The sequence below is a fragment of the Streptomyces sp. NPDC004539 genome, assembly GCF_040610055.1.
GTDB lineage: Bacteria > Actinomycetota > Actinomycetes > Streptomycetales > Streptomycetaceae > Streptomyces.
The window spans coordinates 151,147-177,741 of sequence record NZ_JBEXLS010000018.1 but is presented as its reverse complement, the minus strand read 5'-3'; the positions used below and the strand labels follow the sequence as shown (position 1 = coordinate 177,741).

Below are 26,595 nucleotides of genomic sequence, written 5' to 3'. Positions count from 1 at the left end.
CATATCGCTATGCTCGGCCGCCGCCGTCTGAGGTACCGACCCCGACCGCTGCCCGCTCCCACGGCCGGCTGAGCCGATGGGTGCCGATCGCCTCCACGCGTACGGCGCCGCCGCCGGCCTCCTCGGTGACCTGCTCCTCGGCGACCCCCGCCGGGGGCATCCGGTCGCCGCGTTCGGCCGTGCCGCGATGTCCGTGGAACGCGTGCTGTGGCACGACCACCGCGGCTGGGGAGCCCTGCACACGGCCGTCTGCGCGGGCGGCGCGATCGCCCTGGGCGCGGTGGCCGCCTCGTCCGTACGCCGCTCCCCCGGCGCCTCCCTCGCCCTGACCTCCGCCGCGACCTGGGCGGTCGTCGGCGGCACCTCCCTCGCGCGCGAGGCGCGGCACATCGGACGGGCGCTGGAGGCCGGGGACGTCGAGGCGGCGCGGGCGCGGCTGCCGCATCTGTGCGGGCGGGACCCGCAGGCGCTGGACGCCTACGGGATCGCGCGGGCCGTTGTGGAATCGGTTGCCGAGAACACGTCCGACGCGGTCGTGGGCGCGCTGGTGTGGGGGGCCGTCGGCGGGGTGCCGGGGCTGCTGGGGTTCCGGGCCGTCAACACGCTCGACGCGATGGTGGGGCACCGGTCGCCGCGTCACCTGCGGTACGGGTGGGCCTCCGCCCGGCTCGACGACGTCGCCGGCTGGCCGGGGGCCCGGCTGACCGCCGTCCTCGCGTGTGCCGCCGGGGACGATCCCCGGGGGGCCGTGCGGGCCTGGCGGGCGGACGCGGTGAAGCATCCGAGCCCCAACGCCGGGCCGGTGGAGGCGTCGTTCGCGGGGGCGCTCGGGGTGCGGATGGGCGGGACCCTGTCGTACGCGGGGCGGGTGGAGCATCGGCCGGTGCTCAACGCCGGTGGGCGCGGGGTCGTCGTCGGTGATGTCGAGCGGGCTGTGCGGCTGTCCCGGCGGGTGAGTTGGCTGGCGCTGGGGGTGACGGTCGCCGGGCGGGTGGTGGTCGGGCGGGCGTTGGCGGGGCGGGGGGCCGCTAGGCGTGTCGGGGCTGCCGGGGTCGGGGCCACGGGGCTCGGGGCTGCCGGGCGGAGTTTGTGTAAACGGTTGCTGAAAAGGGGGGCGGGTTCATGAGTGGCGGGCTGTTGGTCGCCGGGACCACCTCGGACGCCGGGAAGAGTGTCGTCACCGCCGGGATCTGCCGGTGGCTCGTCCGGCAGGGGGTGAAGGTCGCGCCGTTCAAGGCGCAGAACATGTCCCTGAACTCGTTCGTGACCCGGGAGGGCGCCGAGATCGGGCGGGCGCAGGCCATGCAGGCGCAGGCGTGCCGGATCGAGCCGACGGCGCTGATGAACCCCGTGCTGCTGAAGCCGGGCGGGGAGCGCAGCAGCCAGGTCGTGCTGATGGGCAAGCCGGTCGGCGAGATGGACGCCCGCCGGTACCACGGGGGCCGGCAGGAGCAGCTCCTCGGAACCGTCCTCGACTGTCTCGCCGAACTCCGCGCCACGCACGACGCGGTGATCTGCGAGGGCGCCGGATCGCCCGCCGAGATCAATCTGCGGCGCACCGACATCGTCAACATGGGCATCGCGCGGAACGCGGGGCTGCCGGTGCTGGTGGTCGGGGACATCGACCGGGGCGGCGTCTTCGCGTCGTTCTTCGGCACGGTCGCGCTGCTCTCCCCCGAGGACCAGGCGCTGGTCGCCGGGTTCCTGGTGAACAAGTTCCGGGGCGATGTGTCGCTGCTGGAACCGGGGTTGGAGATGCTGCGCGGCCTGACCGGGCGTCCGTCGTACGGGGTGCTGCCGTTCCGCGCGGGGCTCGGGATCGACGAGGAGGACGGCATGGCGGTGTCCCTGCGGGGGGCCGTACGGGAGTCCTCGCTCACGGCGCCGGTCGGGGACGAGGTGCTCCGGGTCGCCGTCTGCGCGGTGCCGTTGATGTCGAACTTCACGGACGTCGACGCGCTGGCCGCCGAACCCGGTGTGGTGGTGCGGTTCGTGGACCGGCCCGAGGAACTCGCGGACGCGGATCTGGTCGTCGTCCCCGGAACTCGGGGGACGGTGAAGGCACTTGAGTGGCTTCGGGAGCGGGGGCTGGCGGCCGAGTTGGGGCGCCGGGCCGCTGCCGGGCGGCCGGTGCTCGGGATCTGCGGCGGCTTCCAGCTGCTCGGCGAGCGGATCGAGGACGACGTCGAGTCGCGCGCCGGGATCGTCGACGGGCTCGGGCTGCTGCCCGTGCGGGTGCGGTTCGCCCGCGAGAAGACCTTGACCCGGCCGGTGGGCGAGGCCCTCGGCGAGCGGGTCGAGGGATACGAGATCCACCATGGGGTCGCCTCTGTCGATGGAGGAGAACCCTTCCTGGACGGCTGCCGAGTCGGGGCCGTCTGGGGTACGCACTGGCACGGTTCGCTGGAGTCGGACGGATTCCGGCGGGCCTTTCTTCGCGAGGTGGCCGCCGCCGCGGGCCGCCGCTTCGTGCCCGCCACCGACACCTCGTTCGCCGAACTGCGCGAGCGACAGCTCGATCTGCTCGGCGACCTGATCGAACAGCACGCGAACACCGACGCGCTTCTTGGGCTCATCGAGTCGGGAGCGCCGCAAGGACTGCCCTTCATCCCCCCGGGAGCGCCCGCATGAGTACGGTTTTGCTGTTGTCGACCGCCGACACGGATCTGCTGGCGGCCCGCGCCTCCGGCGCCCCGTACCGGATCGGGAACCCGACACGGGTGGACGTCGCCGGGGAGCTGCCGGCGCTGATCGAGGGCGCGGACATCGCTGTCGTCCGGCTCCTCGGCGGGAAGCGGGCCTGGGAGGACGGACTCGCGGCGCTCAAGTCGGCGGGGATTCCCACCGTGTTGCTGGGCGGGGAGACCGTGCCGGACGCGGAGCTGATGGCCGAGTCGTCGGTGCCGGCCGGGGTCGTCGCGGAGGCGCTGCGCTATCTCGTCGAGGGCGGGCCCGCGAACCTGGTGGAGCTGGCCCGATTCCTGTCCGACACCGTGCTGTTGACCGGTGAGGGCTTCGACGAGCCGCAGAAGATGCCGGAGTTCGGCGTCAGCGGAGAGCGCGCCTTCGTCGAGGGCCGTCCCACCGTCGGCGTGCTCTTCTACCGGGCCCACGAGCTGAGCGGCAACACCTCCTTCGTCGACACGCTGTGCGACGCGATCGAGGCGCGGGGCGCCAACGCCCTTGCCGTGTACTGCGGTTCGCTGCGCGGCGCGGACGCCGGGCTGTACGAACTGCTGAGCGGGGCCGACGCGTTGGTGGCGACGGTCCTCGCGGCCGGCGGCGCGCACGCGTCCGAGGCGTCGGCGGGCGGTGACGAGGAGGCGTGGGACATCGGGGCGCTCGCGGATCTCAACATCCCTGTGCTGCAAGGGCTTTGCCTCACGTCGTCGCGGGCGGCGTGGGACGAGTCGGATGCCGCGCTCTCCCCGATGGACGCGGCGATGCAGGTCGCGATCCCCGAGTTCGACGGGCGGATCATCACCGTCCCGTTCTCCTTCAAGGAGCAGGGCCCGGACGACGTTCCCGTGTACGTCGCCGACCCCGAGCGGGCCGGGCGGGTGGCCGGGATCGCCGTGCGGCACGCGCAGTTGAGGCACAAGCCGAACGCGGAGAAGCGCGTCGCGCTGGTCTTCACGGCGTACCCGACGAAGCACTCCCGGGTCGGCAACGCGGTCGGTCTGGACACGCCAGCGTCGGCGGTGCGGGTGCTGGACGCGCTGCGGGACGCCGGGTACGGGGTGTCCGGATATCCCTCCGAGGGCGACGAGTTGATCCACCGGCTCATCGAAGCCGGCGGGCACGACGTGGAGTGGCTGACCGAGGAGCAGTTGGCGTCGGCGCCCGCGCGGGTGCCGCTGGCCGACTACCAGGCGTGGTTCGACAAGCTGGACCCGGAGTTGCGGGACGCGATGACCGAGGCGTGGGGCGAGCCGCCGGGGTCGCTGTACGTCGACGGGGACGACATCGTTCTCGCCTCCCTCCAGTTCGGGAACGTCGTCGTGATGATCCAGCCGCCGCGCGGCTTCGGGGAGAACCCGATCGCGATCTACCACGACCCGGACATGCCGCCGTCGCACCACTACATGGCCGCCTACCGCTGGCTCGACAACTCCTTCGGCGCGGACGCGGTCGTCCACATGGGCAAGCACGGCACGATGGAGTGGCTGCCGGGCAAGGGCCTCGGTCTCAGCGGCGGTTGTGCGCCGGACGCCGTGCTCGGTGAACTCCCGCTGATCTACCCGTTCATCGTGAACGACCCGGGCGAGGGCACGCAGGCGAAGCGGCGCGGGCACGCGACCGTCGTCGACCACCTGGTGCCGCCGATGGCGCGCGCGGACACGTACGGGGACCTCGCGAAGCTGGAGCAACTCCTCGACGAGTACGCGCTCGTGAGCGATCTGGACCCGGTGAAGGCGCCTGCCGTGCGGGCGCAGATCTGGACGCTGGTGAAGGCCGCCGAGCTCCACAACGACCTGCATGTCGACGAGCAGCCGGGTGACGACGACTTCGACGAGTTCGTCATGCACATCGACGGCTACCTCTGCGAGATCAAGGACGTGCAGATCCGGGACGGGCTGCACATCCTCGGTGGCGGGCCGGTCGACGAGGCCCGGGTGAACCTGGTCCTCGCGGTGCTGCGGGCCTCGCAGGTGTGGGGCGGCAAGGCGAACGCGCTGCCGGGTCTGCGGTCCGCCTTCGCGGCTCATTTCGGGCTGGTGGAGAAGGAGTTGCTGGCCGAGCCGGGGGCCGCGGTGAAGGTGCCGGTGGAGTTGAGTGAACTGGTGGAGGGGCCCGCGCGGTCGGCCGCCGACGCGATCGATCTGTTGGAGCAGCTGTGCCGGCGGGTGGCGCTCGGGATGGAGGAGCGGGGCTGGTCCTCGGCCGCCGTTCCGGCTCTGGTGCGTGACGTGCTCGGGGTCGAACTCGCGGACGCCGTGGCCGTGTTGGAGTTCGCGTGCGACGAGGTCGTACCTCGGCTGGCGCGGACGACGGACGAGATCGATCACATCCTGCGCGCGCTGGACGGGGGTTACGTCCCCGCCGGGCCCTCGGGGTCTCCGACGCGTGGTCTCGTCAACGTCCTGCCGACCGGCCGGAACTTCTACTCGGTCGACCCCAAGGCCATTCCCTCGCGGCTGAGTTGGGAGGTCGGGCAGGCGCTCGCGGACTCGCTCGTGCAGCGGTATCTCGCGGACAACGGGGAGTACCCGAAGTCCGTGGGGCTCACTGTCTGGGGCACCTCCGCGATGCGGACCCAGGGTGACGACATCGCCGAGATCCTCGCGCTGCTGGGGTGCCGTCCGGTGTGGGACGACGCGTCGCGCCGGGTCACCGGGTTCGAGGTGGTCCCCCTGGACGAACTCGGCCGCCCCCGCATCGACGTCACCGTCCGTATCTCCGGCTTCTTCCGGGACGCGTTCCCGCACGTCGTCGGGCTCCTCGACGACGCCGTCCGCGCGGTCGCGGAGCTGGACGAGCCCGCCTCGGGGAACTTCGTGCGCGCGCACGCCGACGAGGACACGGCCGCTCATGGCGACCGACGCCGGGCCACCGCCCGCATCTTCGGCTCCAAGCCGGGCGCGTACGGGGCCGGGTTGCTGCCGCTGATCGACGCCCGCAACTGGCGCTCGGACGCGGATCTCGCCGAGGTGTACGCCGTGTGGGGTGGTTACGCCTACGGGCGTGGACTCGACGGGCGGGCGGCTCGGGGGGACATGGAGACGGCGTTCAAGCGGATCGCGGTCGCCGCGAAGAACGTGGATACACGCGAGCACGACTTGGTCGACGCGGACGACTACTTCCAGTACCACGGCGGCATGGTCGCGATGGTCCGGCACCTGACCGGCGCCAACCCCGAGGCGTACGTGGGTGATTCGGCCACGCCGGACCAGGTGAAGACCCGCACGCTCGGCGAGGAGACGCACCGCGTGTTCCGCGCGCGTGTGGTCAACCCCCGCTGGATGGCGGCGATGCGCCGCCACGGCTACAAGGGCGCGTTCGAGATGGCCGCGACCGTGGACTACCTGTTCGGGTACGACGCGACGGCGGGCGTGGTCGACGACTGGATGTACGAGAAGCTCAGCGCCGAGTACGTCTTCGACCCGGAGAACAGGGACTTCATGAAGAAGTCCAACCCGTGGGCGCTGCGCGGGATCACCGAGCGGCTCCTTGAGGCCGCCGACCGCGGGCTGTGGGCGGAGCCCGACGCGGACACGCTGGAGCGGCTGCGTGCCACGTATCTGGAGCTGGAAGGCGACTTGGAGGGCGACCAGTGAGTACTCCGTTTCCGTTCACGGCCGTTGTCGGGCAGGACGATCTGCGGCTCGCGTTGCTGCTGAACGCCGTGTCCCCGGCGGTCGGTGGTGTGCTCGTGCGCGGGGAGAAGGGGACGGCCAAGTCGACGGCTGTGCGGGCGCTTTCGGCGTTGCTGCCCGCTGTGGACGTGGTCGCCGGGTGCCGGTTCTCGTGTGATCCGGCGGCGCCCGATCCGGCCTGTCCGGATGGGCCGCACGAAACCGGTGGCGAAGCTCAACGGGCCGCCCGGATGGTCGAGTTGCCCGTCGGGGCGTCCGAGGACCGGCTCGTGGGGGCGCTCGACATCGAGCGGGCGCTCGCCGAGGGTGTGAAGGCGTTCGAACCGGGGCTGCTCGCCGACGCGCATCGCGGGATTCTGTACGTCGACGAGGTCAACCTGCTGCACGACCACCTCGTCGACCTGCTGCTCGACGCCGCTGCCATGGGTGCCTCTTATGTCGAGCGCGAGGGCGTGTCCGTGCGGCATGCCGCTCGGTTCCTGCTCGTCGGGACCATGAACCCCGAAGAAGGCGAACTCAGGCCACAGTTGCTCGACCGGTTCGGGCTCACCGTCGAGGTCGCCGCCTCGCGGGAGCCTGATCAGCGCGTCGAGGTCGTACGGCGGCGGCTCGCCTATGACGACAACCCGGCCGAGTTCTCGGCGCGTTGGGCCGACGAGGAGCGGGCCGTCCGGCAACGGATCGTCGCCGCGCGGGAGTTGTTGTCGTCGGTGCGGCTCGGGGACGGGGCGTTGCGGCAGATCGCGGCGACCTGTGCGGCGTTCGAGGTCGACGGGATGCGGGCCGACATCGTGATGGCGCGGACGGCCACCGCGTTGGCCGCGTGGGCGGGGCGGACCGAGGTGCTGGCGGAGGACGTGCGGCAGGCGGCGCTGCTGGCGTTGCCTCATCGTCGTCGGCGTAATCCCTTCGACGCGCCGGGACTTGACGAGGACAAGCTGGACGAGACGTTGGAGGAGTTCTCGGGTGAGTCGCCCGAGGACGATCCTGATCCGGACGGGCCCGGTGGGGGTGGCGGGCAGCCGGCGCCGGACGGTGGAGGGTCTCAGGGTGATGGCGGGGGTGCTCAGCCCGAGGCCGGTGAAGGGGGAGAACCGCAGGCTTCCGGTGGGGGCGAGCAGTCCCCCGTGCGGGCTTCCGAGCCGTTTCGGGCCAAGGTGCTGAGCGTGCCGGGCATCGGGGAGGGGGCTGCCGGGCGGCGGTCCCGGGCGCGTACCGAGCACGGTCGTACGACCGGGGCCCGGCGGCCTCAAGGGACGCTCACCAAGCTGCACTTGGCGGCCACCGTGCAGGCCGCCGCGCCGCATCAGCGGGCGCGGGGGCGGTCGGGGCCGGGGCTCGTGGTGCGGCGGGACGATCTGCGGCAGGCGGCTCGGGAGGGGCGTGAGGGGAACCTCGTGCTGTTCGTCGTCGACGCGTCCGGTTCGATGGCGGCCCGGCAGCGGATGAGTGCGGTGAAGGGGGCGGTGCTGTCGTTGCTGCTGGACGCCTATCAGCGGCGCGACAAGGTGGGGCTGGTGACGTTCCGGGGAGCTTCTGGGGAGGTCGCGCTGCCTCCCACCTCGTCCGTCGACGCCGCGGCGGCCCGGCTGGAGTCGCTGCCGACCGGGGGGCGTACGCCGCTCGCCGCCGGCCTGCTCAAGGCGCATGACGTGCTGCGGGTGGAGCGGTTGCGTGATCCGGCCCGGCGGGCGCTGGTCGTCGTGGTGACGGACGGGCGGGCCACCGGAGGGCCCGAGCCGGTCGCACTGGCCGGGCGGGCGGCTCGGCTGTTCGCCGCCGACAAGGTCGCCTCCGTCGTCGTCGACTGTGAGTCGGGGCCGGTGCGGCTGGGGCTCGCGGGGCAGCTCGCGGGTGAGCTGGGGGGTACCGCCGTGACGCTCGACGAGCTGCGCGCGGAATCGATTGCCGGGCTGGTCAAGGATGTTCAGAGGAGGGCCGCGTAATGCCTCAGGGGCAGCCGAGTGTGGTGCCGGACGACGGGCTGACGACCCGTCAGCGGCGGAATCGGCCACTGGTCGTCGTCCATACGGGGATCGGGAAGGGGAAGTCGACCGCCGCGTTCGGGCTCGCGTTGCGGGCCTGGAACCAGGGGTGGCCGATCGGGGTGTTCCAGTTCGTCAAGTCGGCGAAGTGGAAGGTCGGGGAGGAGAACGCGCTGCGGGTGCTGGGGGCGTCCGGGGAGGGCGGGTCCGTCGACTGGCACAAGATGGGTGAGGGGTGGTCCTGGGTGCAGCGGGACGACCAGATGGACAACGAGGAGAAGGCTCGGGAGGGTTGGGAGCAGGTCAAGCGGGATCTCGCCGCCGAGACGTACAGGCTGTACGTGCTCGACGAGTTCGCCTATCCCATGCACTGGGGGTGGGTCGACACCGACGAGGTCGTGTCCGTGCTGCGGGATCGGCCCGGTAACCAGCACGTCGTGATCACCGGGCGCAACGCCCCCGCGAAGCTGGTCGAGTTCGCCGATCTCGTCACCGACATGTCCAAGGTGAAGCATCCGATGGACGCGGGGCAGAAGGGGCAGAGGGGCATCGAGTGGTGAGTTCCGTTCCTCGGCTGGTCATCGCCGCGCCGTCCTCCGGGAGCGGGAAGACCACTGTTGCCACGGGGTTGATGGCCGCGTTCGCCGCGCGGGGGCTTGTCGTGTCTCCGCACAAGGTGGGGCCGGACTACATCGATCCCGGGTATCACTCGCTCGCGACCGGGCGGGTGGGGCGGAATCTCGACGCGTATCTGTGCGGGCCGGAGTTGGTCGCGCCGCTGTTCCTGCATGGGGCTCAGGGGTGTGATCTCGCGGTCGTCGAAGGTGTCATGGGAATGTACGACGGGGCCGCGGGGGAAGGGGAGTTGGCGTCCACGGCTCATGTCGCGAAGCTGTTGCGGGCGCCGGTGGTGCTGGTGGTCGACGCGTCGTCCCAGTCCCGGTCTGTCGCGGCGCTGGTCCACGGCTTCGTGTCCTGGGACCCCGAGGTCCGGGTGGGGGGCGTGATCCTCAACAAGGTCGCCTCCGACCGGCACGAGGAGTTGTTGCGGGAGGCGTTGGAGTCGGCGGGGGTGCCGGTGCTGGGGGTGTTGCGGAGGGTCGCGCGGGTGGATGTGCCGTCGCGGCATCTCGGGCTGGTGCCGGTGGTCGAACGGCAGGGGGCGGCTGTCGAGGCTGTGGCGGCGATGGCCGCGCAGGTCGAGGCCGGGTGCGATCTTGAGGCGTTGATGGAAGTGGCCCGGGGGGCCGGTGAGTTGGGGGGCGAGGTGTGGAGTGCGGGTGCGGCTCTGAGTTTCTCGCCCCCTCCGCCCCTTCCCTTCCCCGACCCTGGGGGCTGCCGCCCCCAGACCCCCGCTTCGGCCCTTGAGGGGCCTCGTCCTCAAACGCCGGACGGGCTGAAAGTGCCTGTTGTGGCCGTTGCCGGTGGGGCCGCCTTCAGCTTCTCGTATGCCGAGCACGCCGAGCTGCTCACCGCCGCCGGCGCCGAAGTGGTGACCTTTGATCCCTTGCGGGACGAGGCGCTCCCCGACGGGGCCTCCGGGCTGGTCATCGGGGGTGGGTTTCCCGAGGTGTACGGGGCTGAGCTGGCCGCCAACGTGCCGTTGCTGAAAGCGGTTACGTCGCTCGTCGGGTCGGGGGCTCCCGTCGCCGCCGAGTGTGCGGGGTTGCTCTATCTGTGCCGGGAGTTGGACGGGCGGCCCATGTGCGGCGTCATCGACGCCTCCGCGCGGATGAGTGAGCGGCTGACGCTCGGGTACCGGGATGCCGTGGCGCTCAGTGAGAGCGTGCTCGCCGGGGTCGGGACCCGGATGCGGGGGCACGAGTTTCACCGGACCGTCGTCGAGCCGGGCGCCGGCACCGCTCCCGCCTGGGGGTTTCGGGGGGCTCGGAGTCGAGTGGAGGGGTTCGTGGCACGTAATGTGCATGCGAGTTATTTGCATACGCATTGGGCGAGCGAGCCCGGTGTGGCCCGTCGGTTCGTGGAGAGGTGCCGGACGTCATGAGCAGCAGGCTGATCGGGGTCGGGGTGGGGCCCGGGGACCCGGAGCTGGTGACCGTCAAGGGGGTCAACGCCCTGCGGGACGCCGATGTCGTCGTCGTACCCGTGATGGACAGCGGGGAGCGGGGGCGCGCGGAGGCGACGGTGCTGCACTACGTCGCCGAGGACAAGGTCGTACGGGTCGTGTTCGCGTTGAACGAGCGCAGTGACCGGGGGCGGCGTGAGGCGGCCTGGGACGCGGCCGGGGGGCGGGTGGCGGGGCTGCTGCGGGAGCACGCCAGTGTCGCGTTCGCGACGATCGGTGACCCGAACGTGTATTCGACGTTCACGTATCTCGCGCAGACGATCGTGGAGCTGGTGCCGGGGACGGTCGTGGAGACCGTGCCGGGGATCACGGCGATGCAGGATCTGGCGGCGCGGTCGGGGGCGGTGCTGACCGAGGGGACCGAGCCGCTGACGCTGGTGCCGGTGACGGCGGGGTCGGGGGTGCTGAAGGACGCGCTGGCCGGGCCGGGGACGGTCGTGGCGTACAAGTTCGGGCGGCAGGCGGCCGAGGTCGTGGCGGCGCTGCGGGAGACCGGGCGGGCCGAGGGGGCCGTGTGGGGGGCCGCGCTGGGGCTTGAGGGGGAGGTCGTGGGGGGCGCGGCCGAGCTGGACGGGTCGCCGCTGCCGTATCTGTCGACGCTGATCTCGCCGGCCCGGCGGGACAGCGGTCGGGGTGGGAAGTTGTGAGAGCGGTTGTGCAACGGCGTGCCGGGCGGTCTCCCGGGTGTTCCTCAGCCCGCCAGGCCGACCACCAGCCAGATGAAGGCCGCGCCCGCGATCGTGCACAGGACGGTCGAGCGGGCGGGGTGGTCGTGGTGGGCCTCGGGGAGGATCTCGGCGGCGGCGAGGTACAGGAGGGCGCCGCCGAAGAAGCCGAGATAGCCGCCGAGGAGCTGCTCCGGAATGGTGACGAAGACCGTGGAGAGCGCGCCGAGGACGGGGGCCGCGGCGTCGGCGAAGAGCATCGCGAGGGCTTTGCGGCGGGCGTTTCCGTAAACGCTTGTGATCGTGTACGTGTTGAAGCCGTCGGCGAAGTCGTGGGCGATGACGGCGAGCGCGACGGCCGTGCCCATACTGCCGTCGACCTGGAAGGCCGCGCCGATGGCGACGCCGTCCATGGCGCTGTGGCCGACCATCGCGGCGGCGGCCGTGAGGCCGACCTCGGGGACGCGGCCGTCGTGCTCGTCCGCGCCGTGCGCGGCCTGGCGGACGGCGAGCAGGCGTTCCACCAGATGGGCCAGCAGGAACCCGGCGACGAAGAGCAGGAGGGCGGCGGGGACGCCGTGCACCTCGGTGCCCGCCGCGTCGAGGGCCTCGGGCAGCAGGTCGAGGCCGACGACCCCCAGCATCAGGCCGCCGGCCAGGCCCAGGACCAGATGGCGGCGGTCGGTCACGCGCTGTGCCGTCCAGCCGCCGGCCAGCGTCATCAGGAACGCGCCGAGCGCGACGAAGACCGCCATGAGGACTTCGTATCCGATCTCCCCTTGTCCGCGCACGTCCGGGGTCGGCGGTCCGTACGGCCGCCGGTGTCCCGGTAACGCTCTGAAACCCCTTTCTGAAAGGACTCTCCCCCATGGCCGATGCCTCCACCGGCAAGGTGACGTTCGTCGGTGCCGGCCCCGGCGCCGCGGATCTGCTGACGTTCCGGGCCGCTCGGGCGATCGCCGACGCGGACGTGGTGATCTGGGCGGCGAGCCTGGTCCAGGCGGAAGTGCTGGAACATGCGCGCGAGGGGGCGGAGATCCTCGATTCGGCGACGATGTCGCTGGAGGACGTCGTCGCCGTGTACGAGCGGGCGCTGCGGGACGGGCTGAAGGTGGCCCGTATCCACTCCGGTGACCCGGCGCTGTGGGGCGGGACGCAGGAGCAGTTCGACCGGTGCGAGGAGCTCGGCATCGACACGGAGATCGTGCCCGGGGTGTCGTCGTTCTCGGCGGTCGCGGCGATCGCAGGGCGGGAGCTGACGATCCCGGAGGTCGCGCAGTCCGTCGTCCTGACCCGGCTCGGCGGCGGGAAGACGCCGATGCCGCCCGGCGAGGAGGTGCGGGAGTTCGCGCGGCACGGTACGACGATGGCGGTGTTCCTGTCGGCGGCGCGCAGCGGGCAGCTCGTGCGGGAGCTGCTGGAGGGCGGGTATCCGACGACGACGCCGGTGGTGATCGCCTACCAGGCCACGTGGCCCGAGGAGTTGGTCGTGCGGTGCACGGTCGAGACGCTGGAGGAGACCGTCAAGGAGCACAAGCTGTGGAAGCACACGCTGTTCCTGATCGGCCCGGCGCTCGGCGCGCGCGGCACCCGCTCGCACCTCTACCACCCCGGTCACTTCCACGGCTTCCGCAAGGCGGACCCGGAGGCGCGGCGGGCGCTGAGGCGGGAGCGGGGGGCGAGTACGTGATCACCGTCGTCGGTACGGGGACGGGGGCGCCGGTTCCCCAGGAGGTGCTGGACGGCGCCGAGTTGGTCGTCGGGGGGCGGCGGCATCTGTCGTCGGTGACGCTTCCGGAGGGGGCTGAGAGTGTCGTGCTCGGGCCGCTCGCGCCCGCGTTCGACGTCGTCGAGAGGTACGTGGGCGAGGGGCGGCGCGTCGTCGTGCTCGCCTCGGGTGATCCGGGGTTCTTCGGGGTGGTGCGGGCGCTCGCGGAGCGGTTCGGGCCGGGGGCGCTGGAGGTGCGGCCGGGGGTGTCGTCGGTGGCGACGGCCTTCGCCCGGCTGGGAGTCGCCTGGGACGACGCGGTCGTGGTGAGTGCGCACGGGCGGGCGGCCCGGGTCGCGGTGAACGTGTGCCGGGCGTTTCCCAAGGTGGCGGTGTTGACCGGGCCGGGGGGCGGGGCGGGTGAGCTGGGGGCCGGACTGGTCGGGTACGAGCGGGAGTTGATCGTCGGGACCGCGTTGGGTGATCCGTTGCTGGAGCGGGTCGAGCGGGTGACGCCCGAGGAGGCGGCTGCGCGGGACTGGGGTACGGCGGTGAGTGTCGTGGTATGTGTCGATGCCCGGCGGGCCGGGGTGGGGGCGGGGATGCGGACCGTCGCCGGGGGGTTCGGGTTTCCCGAGCGCTGGGCTCTGGAGGAGGACGCCTTCGCGCACCGGGACTCGATGATCACGAAGTTCGAGGTGCGGGCGCTCGCGCTGGCCCGGCTCGGGCCCCGGGTCGGGGAGTCGGTGTGGGACGTGGGGTCCGGGTCGGGGTCCGTGGCCGTGGAGTGCGCGCGGTTCGGGGCTGCCGTGTCGGCCGTCGAGAAGGCGGCGGACGGGGTGGAGCGGGTGCGGGCGAACGCCGCCGCGCACGGGGTCGACGTCCGGGTGGTGCACGGGACCGCTCCGGCGGCGCTGGCTCAACTGGACGATCCTGACGCCGTGTTCGTGGGGGGCGGGGGCGGTGAGCTGGCGGACATCGTCGCGGAGTGCGCGCGGCGGGCCCGGCGTGCGGTCGTCGTCGCGATGGCGGCCGTCGACCGGGTGCCGGGGGTGCGGGCGGCGCTCACCCGCGCCGGATTCTCCTGTGACGGGGTGCTGTTGCAGTCGTCGCGGCTCGCGCCGCTGCCCGGGGATGTGACGCGGCTCGCGGCCACCAATCCCGTGTTTCTGCTGTGGGGCGTGCGAACGTCCCTTTCTGACGAAGGAGTTGCTCAGTGATCGGCCTCATTTCCGCCACGTCGGCGGGGGCGGCGGCGCGGGACCGGCTGGCCGCGGCCTGGCCGGAGCGTACGCGGGTGTACGACGGGTCTGTGGGAGAGGCGTTGCGGGCCGCGTTCGCGGAGTGCGAGCAGCTCGTGTGTTTCCTCGCGACCGGGGCGACCGTGCGGATTCTGGCGCCGCTGCTGGCGGACAAGGGGGCCGATCCCGGGGTGGTGTGTGTCGACGAGGGCGGGCGGTTCGCCGTGTCGCTGCTCGGGGGGCACGGCGGTGGGGCCAACGAACTCGCCGTGGAGGTCGGTGAGTTGCTGGGGGCTCGGCCTGTGGTGACGACGGCCACGGACGCCGTCGGGATGGCCGGTCTCGACACGCTCGGGGTGCCGGTCGAGGGGGATGTGGCGGCGGTGACGCGGGCTCTGCTGGACGGGGAGCCGGTCGCGCTGGAGGCCGAGGTGGCGTGGCCGTTGCCCGCGGTGCCGTTCGCCTCCGCCCAAGGGGCTTCGTACCGGGTCCGGTTGACCGACCGGGTCGTCGAACCGGCTTCCGGTGAGGTCCTGTTGCGTCCTCCGTCCCTCGTCATCGGTGTCGGCGCCTCGAAGGGCGCGCCGGTCGACGAGGTCCTGTCGGTGATCGAGGACGCGTTGCGGGACGCGGGGCTGTCGGCCCGCAGCGTGGCCCGGCTCGCGACGGTCGACGCCAAGGCGGAGGAGCCCGGCATCCTGGAGGCCGCCGCGCGGCTCGGGGTGCCCGTGATCACGTACTCCGCCGAGGAGTTGGCCGGTATCGAGGTGCCGAACCCGTCGCGGGCGCCGCTCGCCGCCGTGGGCACGCCGTCGGTCGCCGAGGCCGCCGCGCTGGCCGGCGGGGGTGAACTCCTCGTGCCCAAGCGGAAGTCGGGGGGCTCCCCGGCGATGGCGACCTGTGCTGTCGTACGGCGGCCGTCTCGTGGGCGGCTGGCTGTCGTCGGGCTCGGTCCCGGTGCCCGGGATCTGCTCACGCCGCGCGCCCGGGCGGAGCTGCGGCGGGCGTCCGTCGTCGTCGGGCTCGATCAGTACGTCGACCAGATCCGGGACCTGCTGCGGCCGGGGACGGCCGTCCTGGAGTCGGGGCTCGGGGCGGAGGAGGAGCGGGCGCGGACCGCCGTGGCCGAGGCACGCCTCGGGCGGGCCGTCGCGCTGATCGGCAGCGGGGACGCGGGCGTGTACGCGATGGCGTCGCCCGCGCTGGCCGAAGCCTCGGACGACATCGACGTCGTCGGCGTGCCCGGTGTGACCGCCGCGCTCGCGGCCGGGGCGATCCTCGGGGCGCCCCTCGGGCACGACCACGTGTCGATCAGCCTCTCCGACCTGCACACGCCGTGGGAGGTCATCGAGCGGCGGGTACAGGCCGCGGCCGAGGCCGACTTGGTCGTCACGTTCTACAACCCCCGTTCGCGCGGCCGGGACTGGCAGTTGCCGAAGGCGCTCGCGCTGCTGTCCGAGCACCGGGCCGCGTCGACCCCCGTGGGTGTCGTGCGCAACGCCTCGCGGGCCGACGAGTCGAGCCGGGTGACCACCCTGGGTGAACTCGCCCCGGCGACGGTCGACATGATGACTGTCGTGACCGTGGGCAACACGGCCACCAGGATCGTCGCGGGGCGCATGGTGACGCCTCGCGGTTACCGCTGGCAGGAGGAGGCACGGTGAACCAGACCGCAGAGGGCGCGGCGAACCGGATCGTCCGCTCGATCCAGCCGAAGCCCGCGCCGCACGCGAGCGGGCCGTCCGCCGCGCTCAACGCTCCGCTGTACCAACCGAGTTCCGTTCACGAGGAGAAAAAGTGACCACCCCGCCGCCCGCCCTGCTCATCGCCGGCCACGGCACCCGGGACGACGCCGGAGCCGAGGCGTTCCGCGACTTCGTACGGGAGTTGGGGCGCCGCGACCCCCGGCTTCCCGTGGCGGGCGGCTTCATCGAGCTGTCCCCGCCGCCGCTCGGCGACGCCGTGGCCGAACTGGTGGAGCAGGGGGTACGCCGGTTCGCCGCCGTTCCGCTGATGCTGGTGTCCGCCGGGCACGCCAAGGGCGACATCCCGGCCGCGCTGGCCCGCGAGAAGGAGCGCCACCCCGGTATCTCGTACACCTACGGCCGTCCGCTGGGCCCGCACCCGGCGCTGCTGTCGGTCCTGGAGCGGCGGGTCGAGGAGGCGCTCGGCGGTTCCTCCGCGCGCACCCCCGAGGACCGTGCCGATGTGATGGTGCTGCTCGTCGGGCGCGGTTCGACCGACCCGGACGCCAACGCCGAGGTGTACAAGGCGGCCCGCCTGCTGTGGGAGGGGCGCGGGTACGCCGGTGTCGAGACGGCGTTCGTGTCGCTCGCGGCGCCCGATGTGCCGAGTGGGCTCGACCGGTGTGTGAAGCTGGGCGCGCGGCGGATCGTCGTCCTCCCCTACTTCCTGTTCACCGGCATCCTCCCGGACCGGGTGCGTCAGCAGACCGAGGGGTGGGCCGCGGCGCATCCCGAGGCCGAGGTGTTCTCGGCCGATGTCATCGGCCCCGAGCCGGAGTTGCTCGATCTGGTGATGGAGCGGTACGAGGAGGCCGTCAAGGGCGATCTCCGGATGAACTGCGACTCGTGCGTGTACCGGATCGCGCTGCCCGGGTTCGAGGACAAGGTGGGGGCGCCGCAGCAGCCGCACTTCCACCCGGACGACGACGGCCATCACCACCACCATCACCACGGCCACTCGCACTCCCATGCCCACTGACGGCCACGATCTGCGCCATCACGGCGACGCCGAGGTCCGCGACGACGGCGCGGACCTCGTCGACCTCGCGGTCAACGTCCGTGCGGACACGCCGCCTTCGTGGCTGCGGGCCCTCGTCGCCGACTCCCTGACCGGTCTGGCCGCCTATCCCGACGGCCGGGCCGCGCGGGCGGCGGTCGCCGCGCGGCACGGGCTGCCGGTGGAACGGGTCCTGCTGACGGCCGGGGCCGCCGAGGCGTTCGTCCTGCTGGCACGCGCGCTGAAGGTCCGTCAGCCTGTCGTCGTCCACCCCCAGTTCACCGAACCGGAGGCCGCCCTGCGGGACGCGGGGCACTCCGTGGGGCGGGTACTGCTGCGGGAGGCCGACGGGTTCCGGCTTGACCCCTCGCTGGTCCCCTCCGACGCCGACCTGGTGGTCATCGGCAATCCGACGAATCCGACGTCGGTCCTGCATCCGGCCGCGTCCATCACCGAACTCGCCCGTCCTGGCCGGGTGTTGGTGGTCGACGAGGCGTTCATGGACGCGGTGCCGGGTGAGCGGGAGGCGTTGGCGGGGCGGACGGATGTGCCCGGGTTGGTGGTGCTGCGGAGCCTGACGAAGACGTGGGGGCTGGCTGGGCTGCGGATCGGCTATGTGCTGGCCGAGCCGGATGTCGTAAGGGAGTTGGAGCGGGCCCAGCCCTTGTGGCCGGTCTCCACGCCCGCGTTGGCGGCTGCGGAGGCGTGTGTGTCCGCTCGGGCGCTGGAGGAGGCGGAGGAGGGAGCACGCCGGGCCGCTGCGGATCGGGCTCATCTCGTGGCCGGGCTGCGGGAGTTGGGGGTTCATGTCGCGGGTCCGGCGGAGGGGCCGTTCGTGCTCGTCCGGCTGGCGGGGGCGAATGCCGTACGGCGCCGGCTGCGGGAGGCGGGGTACGCGGTGCGGAGGGGGGACACGTTTCCGGGCCTGGACGAGGGGTGGTTGAGGCTGGCGGTGCGGGACAGGGAAACGGTGGACGGCTTCTTGGGGGTGTTGGAAAAGGTGAGGGGGGCGCCCTGATAATCGCCGGGTGGGCAACGCCGAGTTGTTCAGGGGCGCGGGGCTGTATCGATTTGCGGCTACCGCCGCGTGGGCGCGACCAGCCACAACGGCGCCGCACTCGCCACACTTCCCCGCCCCCTCCCCCTTAGGCGCTAACTCTTCCGCCCCCGCCGAGCCAAGAACACCGCTCCCCCACCCACCGCAAGCAACGCGGCAGCCCCACCCGCGATATACGGCGTATTCGAACTCCCCCCGGTCTCCGCGAGGTTCGCCTCGACAGGAGCCCCCTGAGGCTCGACCGCACTCTGCTCGGCCTCCCCTTGCGGCTCCGTCTCCTTCGGCGGGGCCTCCTGCGAAGCGGGCGCGTCCGGTGTCTCGCACGTCGACTTCACCAACGTCACCGTCCCCGTCACCTCCGCCACATTCAGGTTCAACGGATTGACGCTGACGGTGAGTTCGAGCGCGGTCGCCGCAGCGGTCCGCGACGTACTCTCCCGCTTGGAGAGATCGAGCCGCACCTCCCCCACCCCGGGCACCTTGACCTCGGTGACACCTCCGGCGGACACCGTCACCTTCTTGCCGAGAACCGTCACGGCCCCCAGCAGGTTCGCGTCGGCGACAGGCGCCTTGCCGGCCTCGCAGACCGCCTTGGACGTGACGGCCTCGACCTCGATGACGGACAGCAACGGCAGCCCGGGAACGTGGAGTCTGGCGTGGGCGAGCCGAGCGGACGCCTCGGCCTTCCCGTCGGAGACGTCCGCCTTGGCGGAGGCGACGTCCGCCCGCAGGACGCTGAACGGCTGCCCCTTGTCGACGCCGTCCAGCGTCGCGGTGAGTGCCGTCTTCTCGGCGGACGCCGGCGCCTCGACCTCGTTCAGTGAGACGGCCAGGGGGACTTGGACCGTCTTGTTGAGGAGGGAGACGTCGAGCCCGGTGCGGAGGACGACGGCGCCGGCGCGGCCCTGGTCGCCGGTCGCGTGCGCGGTGCCCGTGCCGGCCAGGACCGCGGGACCGGCGGTCAGGACCGTGGCCGTCGCCAGGGCGGCGAAACGGCGTGCGGGCATACGGAAGTTGGTGGCTGTCACTGTGGTGGGACCCCCAGTAGTGATTGCTCGGGACCCCGAAAGAATTACGTAGTACGGGCGAACGATCAGCTTTCCGGGGCGAGTTCACACGATCGTGGGTACGTCACTCACGTGTTCGACACAACGTCACCTCACGGCCCGGCCGTTCAGCACGACGTGTGACGGATCGGCCAGTACCCGGACGTCTGTTCGCGGGTCCTGCGCGTAGACGACGAGGTCGGCGGGGGCGCCCTCGGTGAGGCCGGGGCGGCCGAGCCACTCGCGGGCCTTCCAGGTCGTCGCCGCGAGGGCCTCGACGGGCGGGAGGCCGGCGGTGACGAGTTCGGTGACCTCGTCGGCGACGAGGCCGTGCGGGAGGGTGCCGCCGGCGTCGGTGCCGACGTAGACGGGGACGCCGGCGTCGTACGCGTTGCGGACGGTGTCGTAGCGGCGTTCGTGGAGGCGGCGCATGTGGGCGGCCCAGCGGGGGTACTTCGTCTCGCCGCCCGCCGCCAGAGTGGGGAAGGTGCCGATGTTGACGAGGGTGGGGACGATCGCGACGCCGCGGTCCGCGAAGAGGGGGATGGTGTCGTCGGTGAGGCCGGTGGCGTGTTCGATGCAGTCGATGCCGGCTTCTACGAGGTCCCTGAGGGAGTCCTCGGAGAAGCAGTGGGCGGTGACTCGGGCGCCGAGGCGGTGGGCTTCGGCGATGGCGGACTCCAGCGCGTCGCGCGGCCAGGTGGGGGTGAGGTCGCCGGCCTCGCGGTCGATCCAGTCGCCGACCAACTTGACCCAGCCGTCGCCTCGTTCGGCCTCCTGGGCGACGTACGCGGTGAGGTCCTCGGGTTCGATCTCGTGGGCGTAGCCGCGGATGTAGCGGCGGGTGCGGGCGATGTGGCGGCCGGCCCGGATGATCTTCGGGAGGTCGTCGCGGGCGTCGGTCCAGCGGGTGTCCGAGGGGGAGCCGGCGTCGCGGAGCAGGAGGGTGCCGGCGTCGCGGTCGGTAAGTGCCTGCTTCTCGGCGACGTCCTTGTCGACGGGGCCGTGGGGGCCGAGGCCGACGTGGCAGTGGGCGTCCACCAGGCCGGGGAGGGCCCATCCTTCGACGGTTCGGATGTCGCGGGCGGTGGCGGGCCGGTCGTAGGAGACCCGGCCGTCGATGATCCAGAGGTCGTCGCGGATGTCCTCCGGTCCGACGAGGATTCGGCCCTTCACGTGCAGCACCGCGTGATCGTTCATGGGAGGCACCCTAGCCAGCGGGGTTTTCGGTGTCCTCCTCGACGTCCGCCCGGGCCGGGTCCAGCAGGCGGGACAGGAAGTGCCGGGTGCGTTCGTGGGCCGGGTTCGCGATGACCTGGTCCGGTGGGCCCTCCTCCACCACCACCCCGCCGTCCATGAACACCACCCGGTCCGCGACCTCGCTCGCGAACGTCATCTCGTGGGTGACGACCATCATCGTCATGCCGTCGTCGGCGAGCATGCGCATCACCGCGAGGACGTCGCCGACGAGTTCGGGGTCGAGGGCGGAAGTGGGTTCGTCGAAGAGCATGACCTCGGGGCCCATCGCCAACGCCCGTGCGATGGCGACGCGTTGCTGCTGGCCGCCGGAGAGGGAGGCGGGGCGGGCGTGGGCCTTGTCCTGGAGGCCGACGCGGATGAGGTTCTCGTGGGCGATACGCTCGGCGGCCCTCTTGTCCCGCTTCAGGACCCGGCGTTGGGGCAGTGTGAGGTTCTCGGTGACGGTGAGGTGCGGGAAGAGGTTGAACTGCTGGAAGACCATGCCGATGTCGCGGCGGGCCGCGTCGATGTCGGTGTCGGGGTCGGTGAGTTCGACGCCGCGGACGACGACTTTTCCGCTCGTCGGCTGTTCCAGCAGGTTGACGCAGCGCAGGAGGGTCGACTTGCCGGAGCCGGAGGGGCCGATGACGCAGACGACCTCGCCCCGGGCGACCTCCAGGTCGATGCCGCGCAGCACCTCGTTGTCGCCGAACGCCTTGTGCAGGCCGGTGACTTGGATCTCGGGCGCGTCCCGGGAAGCCGCTCGGCCGCCGTCCGCCGGACTCACTTCGCCTCCATCCGCCGGACCACGAACCCGAGCGGCACGGTCACCAGCAGGTAGCAGAGCCCGGCGACGAGGATCGGCGTCGAGTTGGCCGTCGTACTCGCCAGGTCCCGTCCGTACTTGGAGAGTTCGCGTTCCTCCAGGGTGACGCCGAGGAGGAGGACCAGGGAGGAGTCCTTGAAGAGGATGATCAGCTCGTTGGTGAGGGGCGGCAGGATGATGCGGACGGCCTGCGGGACGACGACGGAGAACATCGCGCGGGCAGGACTGAACCCGAGTGAACGGGCCGCCTCCGTCTGGCCCTTGGGGACCGCCTGGATGCCGGCGCGGAACGTCTCCGCCATGTACGCGGCACCGACGAGGCCGAGGGCGAGGGCGGCCTTGCCGTAGGTGCCGCCGACGATCTCGGTGCCGGGGAAGGCGAGCGGGACGGCGACGCCGATGAAGACGAAGATGAGCAGGGCGGGCAGGCCCCGGAAGATCTCGATGTAGACGCCGGCGACCCAGCGGTAGGGGCCGACGGACGACAGCCGCATCAGCGCGACGACCAGGCCGAGGACGAGGCCGAGCGCGAACCCCGAGAGCGTGTACAGGACGGTGTTCTTCAGGGCCAGCGTGATGACGTCCGGGAACATCTGGCGGGCGATGTCGCCCTGCGCGAACTGGTTGCGCAGCCGGCCCCAGTCGGCGCCGAACGCGAAGGCGAGGGCGACGGCGACGAACACGGTGTACTGGACGGCGCGGGACGCCCTTTGCTTCTGGCGCCGCGTCAACTTCGCTTTCGGCGCCGCGAGTTCCGTCATGACGCGGCCGGGGACGCCGCCGCGTCGTACGGGCCGATCCACTTCTCGTACAGCGTCTTGTACGTGCCGTCCGAACGGGCCTGTGCCAGCGCCTTGTTGATGGCGGCGAGGAGTTTCGTGTTGCCCTTCTTGACCGTGAAGCCGTACTGCTCGCCGGTGTTGAGGTTGTCGACGACCTTGAAGGCGTCCGCGTTGGCCTTGGTCTTCAACCAGCCCTGGACGACGGGATAGTCGATGATGACGGCCTTGACCTGGCCGGTGCGCAGGCCGTTGAGGACGGCGTCGGAGGACTCGAAGGAGACCGGGTCGAAGCCCTGTTTCTTCGCGTAGTCCTCACCGGTCGTCTGGGCCTGCGCGCCGAGCTTGGCGCCCTTGGCCTTGACGTCGGCGAGCGAGGTGAGGCCGCTGTTCCTGTCGACCAGGACGGCCTGGGTGGCGTCGAAGTAGGGGTCGGAGAAGTCGACGTTCTTCTTGCGCTCGGCGGTGATGGTCATGCCGGCGGCGGCGACGTCGCACTCCCCGGAGTTGAGGAAGGCGCCGGTCTTGAAGTTCTCGAAGGGGGTGTCGAGGATCGTCTGCTTGACGCCGAGCTCTTTGGCGACGAGGTCGATCAGGGAGACGTCGAAGCCCTGCACCTTGCCGTCGATCTCCGACTGGAACGGGGGGTAGGGCAGGTGGGTGCAGGTGGTGAGCTGTCCGGCCTTGGCCAGTTTCACGCCGCCCGCGGCCGTCTTGGAGCCGCCGTCGTCGCTCGACGTGCAGCCCGCGGTGGCCGCGAGGAGGAGGGCGGCGGCGAGGGTGAGGGCCGGGCGGGTGAGGGCCGGGCGGGGGAAGCCGTAGGCGTCTCTACGGTGGCCGGGGAGCTGGTGCACGTGGACCTCCGTAGGGGTTTGCCCTGACTTTTCCCTGATGCCTGACATTCGTCGTCCTGTGTCGACGATCAGGGAGGCCGGGCCGTCTCTCAAATCGGGCCGGGGGCGGTGGGGGCCGTACGGATGAACGGCGGCGGGTTTACCCTCGTGACCGTCGACCGTTCGTGAGCAGCGAAAAGAGCAGCGCCGTGACCACCCATCCCCTCCTCGACCTCCCTCCGCTGAGCGCCGCGCACTTCGCCGCGATCGAGGACCGGGTGGCGAAGCTGCTGGGCACCTCGCAGGATGTCGTGATCATGCAGGGCGAGGCGCTGCTGCCGCTGGAGGGGGCGATCCGGGGGACCGCCGGGCCGGGGACGACCGCGCTGAACCTGATCACCGGCCCCTACGGGCAGACCTTCGGGAACTGGCTGCGGGACTGTGGGGCGACGGTGCTCGACCTCGCGGTGCCGTTCCACACGGCGGTCACGGCGGCGCAGGTCGGGGAGGCTTTCGCCGAGCACCCCGAGATCGACTTCGTGTCGCTGGTGCACGCGGAGGCGGCGACCGGGAACACGAATCCCGTAGGGGAGATCGGAGAGGTCGTACGGGAGTACGGCGCGCTGTTCTACCTGGACGCCGTCGCCTCCATCGGGGCCGAACCCGTAGTACCTGAGGCGTGGGGTGTCGATCTGTGCGTGATCGGCGCGCAGAAGGCGATGGGCGGGCCCGCCGGGGTGTCGGCGGTGTCGGTGAGCGAGCGGGCGTGGGCGCGGATGGCCGCGAACCCCCGGGCGCCGCGCCACTCGTACCTCTCCCTGCTGGACTGGCGGGACCGCTGGCTCACCCCCGGCCGCAAGGCCCTCCCGCACGCCCCCGCCCAGCTGGAGATGCTCGCCCTGGAGGCGTGCCTCGACCGCATCGACGCGGAGGGCCTGGACACCGTGATGTCCCGCCACGCCCGCGCCGCCGCCGCGACCCGCGCGGGCGTCTCCGCCCTGGCCGGCGGCCTGGAGCCGTACGTGTACGACGCCGTCGAGGCGGCCCCCGTCGCCACCACCCTGCGCACCCCGCCCACGGCTCCCGCCTCGGAGCTGGTCGCGCGGGCCCTGGAGATCGACCCGGCCCTCCCCCTCGCCGCCGGCGGGGGCGCCCTGGCCGCCGAGATGATCCGGGTCAACCACTACGGGCCGTACGCGTCGGCGGAGACGGTGCTGCGGTGCCTGTCGGTACTGGCCGAGGTGCTGGTGGAGCGGGGGGTCCCGGTGGGGTCCGAGGAGGCGGTACGGGGCGCTGTGGAGGGGGCCTGGGGGTAGGGGCCGGGGCAGGGGTGGAGCAGGGGGCCTGCCGGGGCACGTCCGGCGGAGGTACTACGGGTATCCCTGAGCAGCGGCAGAAGGCAGCGGCAGAAGTACTACGGGTACGCCCCCGTACGACCCTACGGGTACGACCCCGTACGACGGTTTCGGCCGCACCCGTCTCTTCGCGGCGTGGCCGAATCAAATCCCCCGCGCACTCCCCCCACCTGCGCCATGCTCCCCGTATGACGACCGACTCCTCAGCCCCGAACCCCCCGCTGGCCCTCCCCGACGGCCGCCCCGTCCCCCCGTGGACCGCCGACGAGCCGGCCGCCCTGGAGAGCTGGCTCGACTTCCACCGGGCGACCCTGGAGCTGAAGTGCGCCGGGCTGGACGACGAGCAGGTCAGGCGGCCCGCGGCGAAGCCGTCCGAGCTGACGCTCCTCGGGCTCGTCCAGCACATGGCCGAGGTCGAACGGAACTGGTTCCAGAGGGCGTTCGCGGGCCTGGACGTTCCGTACGTCTACGAGGAGCTGACCGGATACAGCCTCTCCCCCGACCGGGGCCTCGACGAGGCACTCACCGTGTGGCGCCGGGAGATCGCCCGCAGTCGGGAACTCGTCGCGGGCCGCTCCCTCGGCGACCTCGGCCACATCTCCGACGGGCCGTTCACCGGAACGCCCCTCAACCTGCGCTGGATTCTCCTGCACATGATCGAGGAGTACGCCCGGCACAACGGCCACGCGGACATCCTGCGGGAGGCGATCGACGGGACGACCGGGACCTGAGCCGGTCCCGGAGTCCCGGAGTGCCGGAACCCGGGCCGCCGTCCGCTCAGCGCAGCGCCTCCAGCAGCCGGTCCACGTCCTCCTCCGTGTTGTGGAGGTGGAAGGACGCCCGCAAGTTGCCGGAACGGTCGGAGACCTGGATGCCGGCCGCCGCCAACTCCGGCTGCCGCACGCCCAGTCCGGGCACGGAGACGATCGCCGAACCGTCGGCGGGCAGGGCGTGGTGGTCGAGCGCTCCGACCCCCGTACGGAACCGGTCGGCCAGCGCCAGGTCGTGGGCGTGGATCGTGGACACCCCGATCTCCTCGACGAGTTGGAGCGAGGCCCGCAGTCCCGCGTAGCTGAAGAGCGCCGGGGTGGTGTCGAACCGGCGGGCGGAGCGGGCGAGTTCGACGACCGGGCCGTAGCAGCTGTCCCAGGGGTGTTCGGCCGCGATCCAGCCCGCGAGCAGCGGGACGACGTCGCCGAAGTCCTCGGGGACGGTCAGGAAGGCCGAACCGTGCGGTCCCAGAAGCCACTTGAAGGTGACGGACGCGGTGAAGTCGTAGTCGTCCGCGCGGAACGGCAGCCAGCCGGCCGCCTGGGAGAAGTCGACGTAGGTGCGGGTGCCGTGGGTCCGGGCGGCCTCCCGCAGCGCGGGCAGGTCGGCGACGCGGCCGTCGGCGGACTGGGCGGCACTGACCGCGACGAGCGCGGTGCCGGGGCGGATCGACTCGGCGAGGCGGTCCAGGGGGACCGTGCGGACCTTGAGGTCGCCCCGGACGTGGAACGGGTTCAGTACGGACGTGAAGTCGTCGTCGGCGGTGAGGACTTCGGCGCCGGACGGCAGGGAGGCCGCGATCAGGCCGGTGTGGGCGGCGACCGAGGCGCCGGCCGCGACGCGGGTGGCGGGGACGCCGGTGAGCCGTGCGTAGGAGGCGCGGCACGTCTCGACGTCCGTCCACAGCGGGTCCAGCGGGAGGCCCTGGGCCCGTAGCGTCACCGCTTCCTGGACGGCGGTGACGGCACGGGCGGGGAGGAGGCCGCTGCTGGCGGTGTTGAGGTAGGTGGTGCGGGGAGCGAACTCGGCGCGGACGAGGTTGCGGACGAGGTTCGTGAAGGTCTCCGACGTCTCCATGGGTCCACTGTGGGGGCCCTGGATGTCGTAGTCCATCGCGACTTTCTACGGCGTACCGCCAAGGAACGCTTAAAAGACGCACCGGGTGAGAGCGGTTACTTGCCGTTTCCGCCGCGCTGCGGGACCTCGCAGCCGTCGGGGCCGCACACCTCGGCGTCGCCCTGGTCGAGCAGGGCCAGCGGGGAGCGCTCGCCCCACGCCTGGGTGAGGGCCTGCGTGAAGACCTCGGCGGGCTGGGCGCCCGAGACGCCGTACTTCCGGTCGAGGACGAAGAACGGGACGCCGGTGGCGCCGATCTCGGCGGCCTCGCGCTCGTCCTCGCGGACGGCGTCGGCGTACGCGTCCGGGTCGGCGAGGACCTTGCGGACGGCGTCGGCGTCGAGACCGGCCTCGACCGCCAGCTCGACGAGCCGCTCGTCACCCTCCGTGTACACGGAGCGCTCCTCCGCGAAGTTCGCGCGGTAGAAGATCTGGAACAGCTCGCCCTGCCTGCCCTGCTCCTTGGCGAGGTGCAGGACGCGGTGCATGTCGAAGGTGCTGCCGTGGTCGCGGCCACGCGTGCGGTAGACGAGGCCCTCGGCCTCCGCCTGCGCACCGACGTTGTCCTCGGCGGCCTGGGCCTGCGCCTCGCTGATCCCGTACTTCTTCGCGATCATGGGGACGACCGGGCCGATGTCGCTCTTGCTGCGCCCCGGGTCCAGCTCGAACGACCGGTGCACGACCTCGACCTCGCCCTTGTGCGGGAAGGCCGCCAGCGCCTTCTCGAAGCGGGCCTTGCCCACGTAGCACCACGGGCAGGCGATGTCGCTCCAGATCTCGACGCGCATGTTCTTCGGCTCTTTCCGGTCTCGTCCGACGACGGAGCCTC

At 72.1% G+C, this 26,595-nt stretch carries 23 protein-coding genes; 15 read left to right on the top strand and 8 right to left on the bottom strand.

What is annotated here, in order from left to right; all coding sequences use genetic code 11:
* Positions 1 to 76 precede the first annotated feature (76 nt).
* Genes ABZX85_RS32215 through cobI form a run of 7 tightly spaced genes read left to right on the top strand, consistent with a single transcriptional unit; the run spans position 77 to position 11,035 of the window.
* Entirely contained in the window at positions 77 to 1,126 is a 1,050-nt protein-coding gene (locus tag ABZX85_RS32215) for a cobalamin biosynthesis protein (RefSeq protein ID WP_355876353.1), read from the top strand.
* The gene (locus ABZX85_RS32210; RefSeq protein WP_355876352.1) at positions 1,123 to 2,631 is read left to right on the top strand and encodes a cobyric acid synthase; all 1,509 of its coding nucleotides are present in this window, start codon (positions 1,123 to 1,125) and stop codon (positions 2,629 to 2,631) included. The genes ABZX85_RS32215 and ABZX85_RS32210 overlap by 4 nt, the downstream gene beginning before the upstream one ends.
* On the top strand, positions 2,628 to 6,278 hold the full coding sequence (gene cobN, locus ABZX85_RS32205) for a cobaltochelatase subunit CobN (protein WP_355876349.1): 3,651 nt from the start codon (positions 2,628 to 2,630) through the stop codon (positions 6,276 to 6,278). The genes ABZX85_RS32210 and cobN overlap by 4 nt, the downstream gene beginning before the upstream one ends.
* Positions 6,275 to 8,263, top strand: coding sequence for a putative cobaltochelatase (locus ABZX85_RS32200; protein WP_355876346.1), 1,989 nt, complete (start codon positions 6,275 to 6,277; stop codon positions 8,261 to 8,263). Before cobN ends, ABZX85_RS32200 begins: the two co-directional genes overlap by 4 nt.
* Positions 8,263 to 8,862 (top strand): cob(I)yrinic acid a,c-diamide adenosyltransferase, encoded by a 600-nt coding sequence (cobO, locus tag ABZX85_RS32195; protein WP_355876343.1) that lies wholly within the window; start codon positions 8,263 to 8,265, stop codon positions 8,860 to 8,862. The genes ABZX85_RS32200 and cobO overlap by 1 nt, the downstream gene beginning before the upstream one ends.
* Positions 8,856 to 10,307: a cobyrinate a,c-diamide synthase gene (locus ABZX85_RS32190; RefSeq protein WP_355876340.1), complete on the top strand. Its 1,452-nt coding sequence runs from the start codon at positions 8,856 to 8,858 to the stop codon at positions 10,305 to 10,307. Before cobO ends, ABZX85_RS32190 begins: the two co-directional genes overlap by 7 nt.
* Positions 10,304 to 11,035: a precorrin-2 C(20)-methyltransferase gene (cobI, locus tag ABZX85_RS32185; protein ID WP_355876338.1), complete on the top strand. Its 732-nt coding sequence runs from the start codon at positions 10,304 to 10,306 to the stop codon at positions 11,033 to 11,035. The genes ABZX85_RS32190 and cobI overlap by 4 nt, the downstream gene beginning before the upstream one ends.
* Before the next feature lie 44 nt (positions 11,036 to 11,079).
* Here cobI and ABZX85_RS32180 read toward each other — a convergent pair whose 3' ends face one another.
* A complete protein-coding gene (locus tag ABZX85_RS32180; RefSeq protein ID WP_355876335.1) occupies positions 11,080 to 11,808 on the bottom strand; it encodes a ZIP family metal transporter in 729 nt (242 codons plus the stop codon).
* A gap of 113 nt (positions 11,809 to 11,921) precedes the next feature.
* On the opposite strand from ABZX85_RS32180, the gene cobM reads away from it, so the two are divergent.
* Genes cobM through cobC form a run of 6 tightly spaced genes read left to right on the top strand, consistent with a single transcriptional unit; the run spans position 11,922 to position 17,762 of the window.
* Positions 11,922 to 12,743 carry a precorrin-4 C(11)-methyltransferase gene (gene cobM, locus ABZX85_RS32175; protein WP_355876332.1) on the top strand — a complete coding sequence of 274 codons (822 nt, stop codon included), beginning with the start codon at positions 11,922 to 11,924 and terminating at the stop codon, positions 12,741 to 12,743.
* On the top strand, positions 12,740 to 13,981 hold the full coding sequence (gene cbiE, locus ABZX85_RS32170; RefSeq protein ID WP_355876329.1) for a precorrin-6y C5,15-methyltransferase (decarboxylating) subunit CbiE: 1,242 nt from the start codon (positions 12,740 to 12,742) through the stop codon (positions 13,979 to 13,981). The genes cobM and cbiE overlap by 4 nt, the downstream gene beginning before the upstream one ends.
* Positions 13,978 to 15,666: a precorrin-3B C(17)-methyltransferase gene (gene cobJ, locus ABZX85_RS32165; RefSeq protein WP_355876326.1), complete on the top strand. Its 1,689-nt coding sequence runs from the start codon at positions 13,978 to 13,980 to the stop codon at positions 15,664 to 15,666. The genes cbiE and cobJ overlap by 4 nt, the downstream gene beginning before the upstream one ends.
* Complete coding sequence (locus ABZX85_RS32160) at positions 15,663 to 15,803, top strand: hypothetical protein (RefSeq protein ID WP_355876323.1); 141 nt, start codon at positions 15,663 to 15,665, stop codon at positions 15,801 to 15,803. The genes cobJ and ABZX85_RS32160 overlap by 4 nt, the downstream gene beginning before the upstream one ends.
* Positions 15,800 to 16,726 carry a sirohydrochlorin chelatase gene (locus ABZX85_RS32155; protein WP_355876320.1) on the top strand — a complete coding sequence of 309 codons (927 nt, stop codon included), beginning with the start codon at positions 15,800 to 15,802 and terminating at the stop codon, positions 16,724 to 16,726. Before ABZX85_RS32160 ends, ABZX85_RS32155 begins: the two co-directional genes overlap by 4 nt.
* Entirely contained in the window at positions 16,716 to 17,762 is a 1,047-nt protein-coding gene (cobC, locus tag ABZX85_RS32150) for an Rv2231c family pyridoxal phosphate-dependent protein CobC (protein WP_355876317.1), read from the top strand. The genes ABZX85_RS32155 and cobC overlap by 11 nt, the downstream gene beginning before the upstream one ends.
* 134 nt (positions 17,763 to 17,896) lie before the next feature.
* Here the strand turns inward: cobC and ABZX85_RS32145 are convergent, their stop codons facing one another.
* The 5 genes from ABZX85_RS32145 to ABZX85_RS32125 all read right to left on the bottom strand — a co-directional run bounded on the left by ABZX85_RS32145 (position 17,897) and on the right by ABZX85_RS32125 (position 22,545).
* A complete protein-coding gene (locus ABZX85_RS32145; RefSeq protein ID WP_355876315.1) occupies positions 17,897 to 18,808 on the bottom strand; it encodes an SCO1860 family LAETG-anchored protein in 912 nt (303 codons plus the stop codon).
* Between the two features lie 147 nt (positions 18,809 to 18,955).
* Positions 18,956 to 20,047 carry an amidohydrolase family protein gene (locus ABZX85_RS32140; protein WP_355876312.1) on the bottom strand — a complete coding sequence of 364 codons (1,092 nt, stop codon included), beginning with the start codon at positions 20,045 to 20,047 and terminating at the stop codon, positions 18,956 to 18,958.
* A gap of 10 nt (positions 20,048 to 20,057) precedes the next feature.
* On the bottom strand, positions 20,058 to 20,873 hold the full coding sequence (locus tag ABZX85_RS32135) for an amino acid ABC transporter ATP-binding protein (RefSeq protein ID WP_355876309.1): 816 nt from the start codon (positions 20,871 to 20,873) through the stop codon (positions 20,058 to 20,060).
* Positions 20,870 to 21,673, bottom strand: a complete 804-nt coding sequence (locus ABZX85_RS32130; RefSeq protein ID WP_355876306.1) for an amino acid ABC transporter permease — start codon at positions 21,671 to 21,673, stop codon at positions 20,870 to 20,872. The genes ABZX85_RS32135 and ABZX85_RS32130 overlap by 4 nt, the downstream gene beginning before the upstream one ends.
* Positions 21,670 to 22,545, bottom strand: a complete 876-nt coding sequence (locus ABZX85_RS32125; RefSeq protein ID WP_355876303.1) for a transporter substrate-binding domain-containing protein — start codon at positions 22,543 to 22,545, stop codon at positions 21,670 to 21,672. The genes ABZX85_RS32130 and ABZX85_RS32125 overlap by 4 nt, the downstream gene beginning before the upstream one ends.
* A 188-nt stretch (positions 22,546 to 22,733) precedes the next feature.
* Between ABZX85_RS32125 and ABZX85_RS32120 the strand changes: the two genes are divergently transcribed.
* Positions 22,734 to 23,840, top strand: a complete 1,107-nt coding sequence (locus tag ABZX85_RS32120; protein ID WP_355876300.1) for an aminotransferase class V-fold PLP-dependent enzyme — start codon at positions 22,734 to 22,736, stop codon at positions 23,838 to 23,840.
* Positions 23,841 to 24,067: 227 nt separating this feature from the next.
* Entirely contained in the window at positions 24,068 to 24,610 is a 543-nt protein-coding gene (locus tag ABZX85_RS32115) for a DinB family protein (protein WP_355876297.1), read from the top strand.
* 46 nt (positions 24,611 to 24,656) lie between these two features.
* Here the strand turns inward: ABZX85_RS32115 and ABZX85_RS32110 are convergent, their stop codons facing one another.
* Complete coding sequence (locus ABZX85_RS32110; protein WP_355876294.1) at positions 24,657 to 25,763, bottom strand: aminotransferase class V-fold PLP-dependent enzyme; 1,107 nt, start codon at positions 25,761 to 25,763, stop codon at positions 24,657 to 24,659.
* Between the two features lie 59 nt (positions 25,764 to 25,822).
* The gene (locus ABZX85_RS32105) at positions 25,823 to 26,554 is read right to left on the bottom strand and encodes a DsbA family oxidoreductase (protein ID WP_355876291.1); all 732 of its coding nucleotides are present in this window, start codon (positions 26,552 to 26,554) and stop codon (positions 25,823 to 25,825) included.
* Positions 26,555 to 26,595 lie beyond the last annotated feature (41 nt).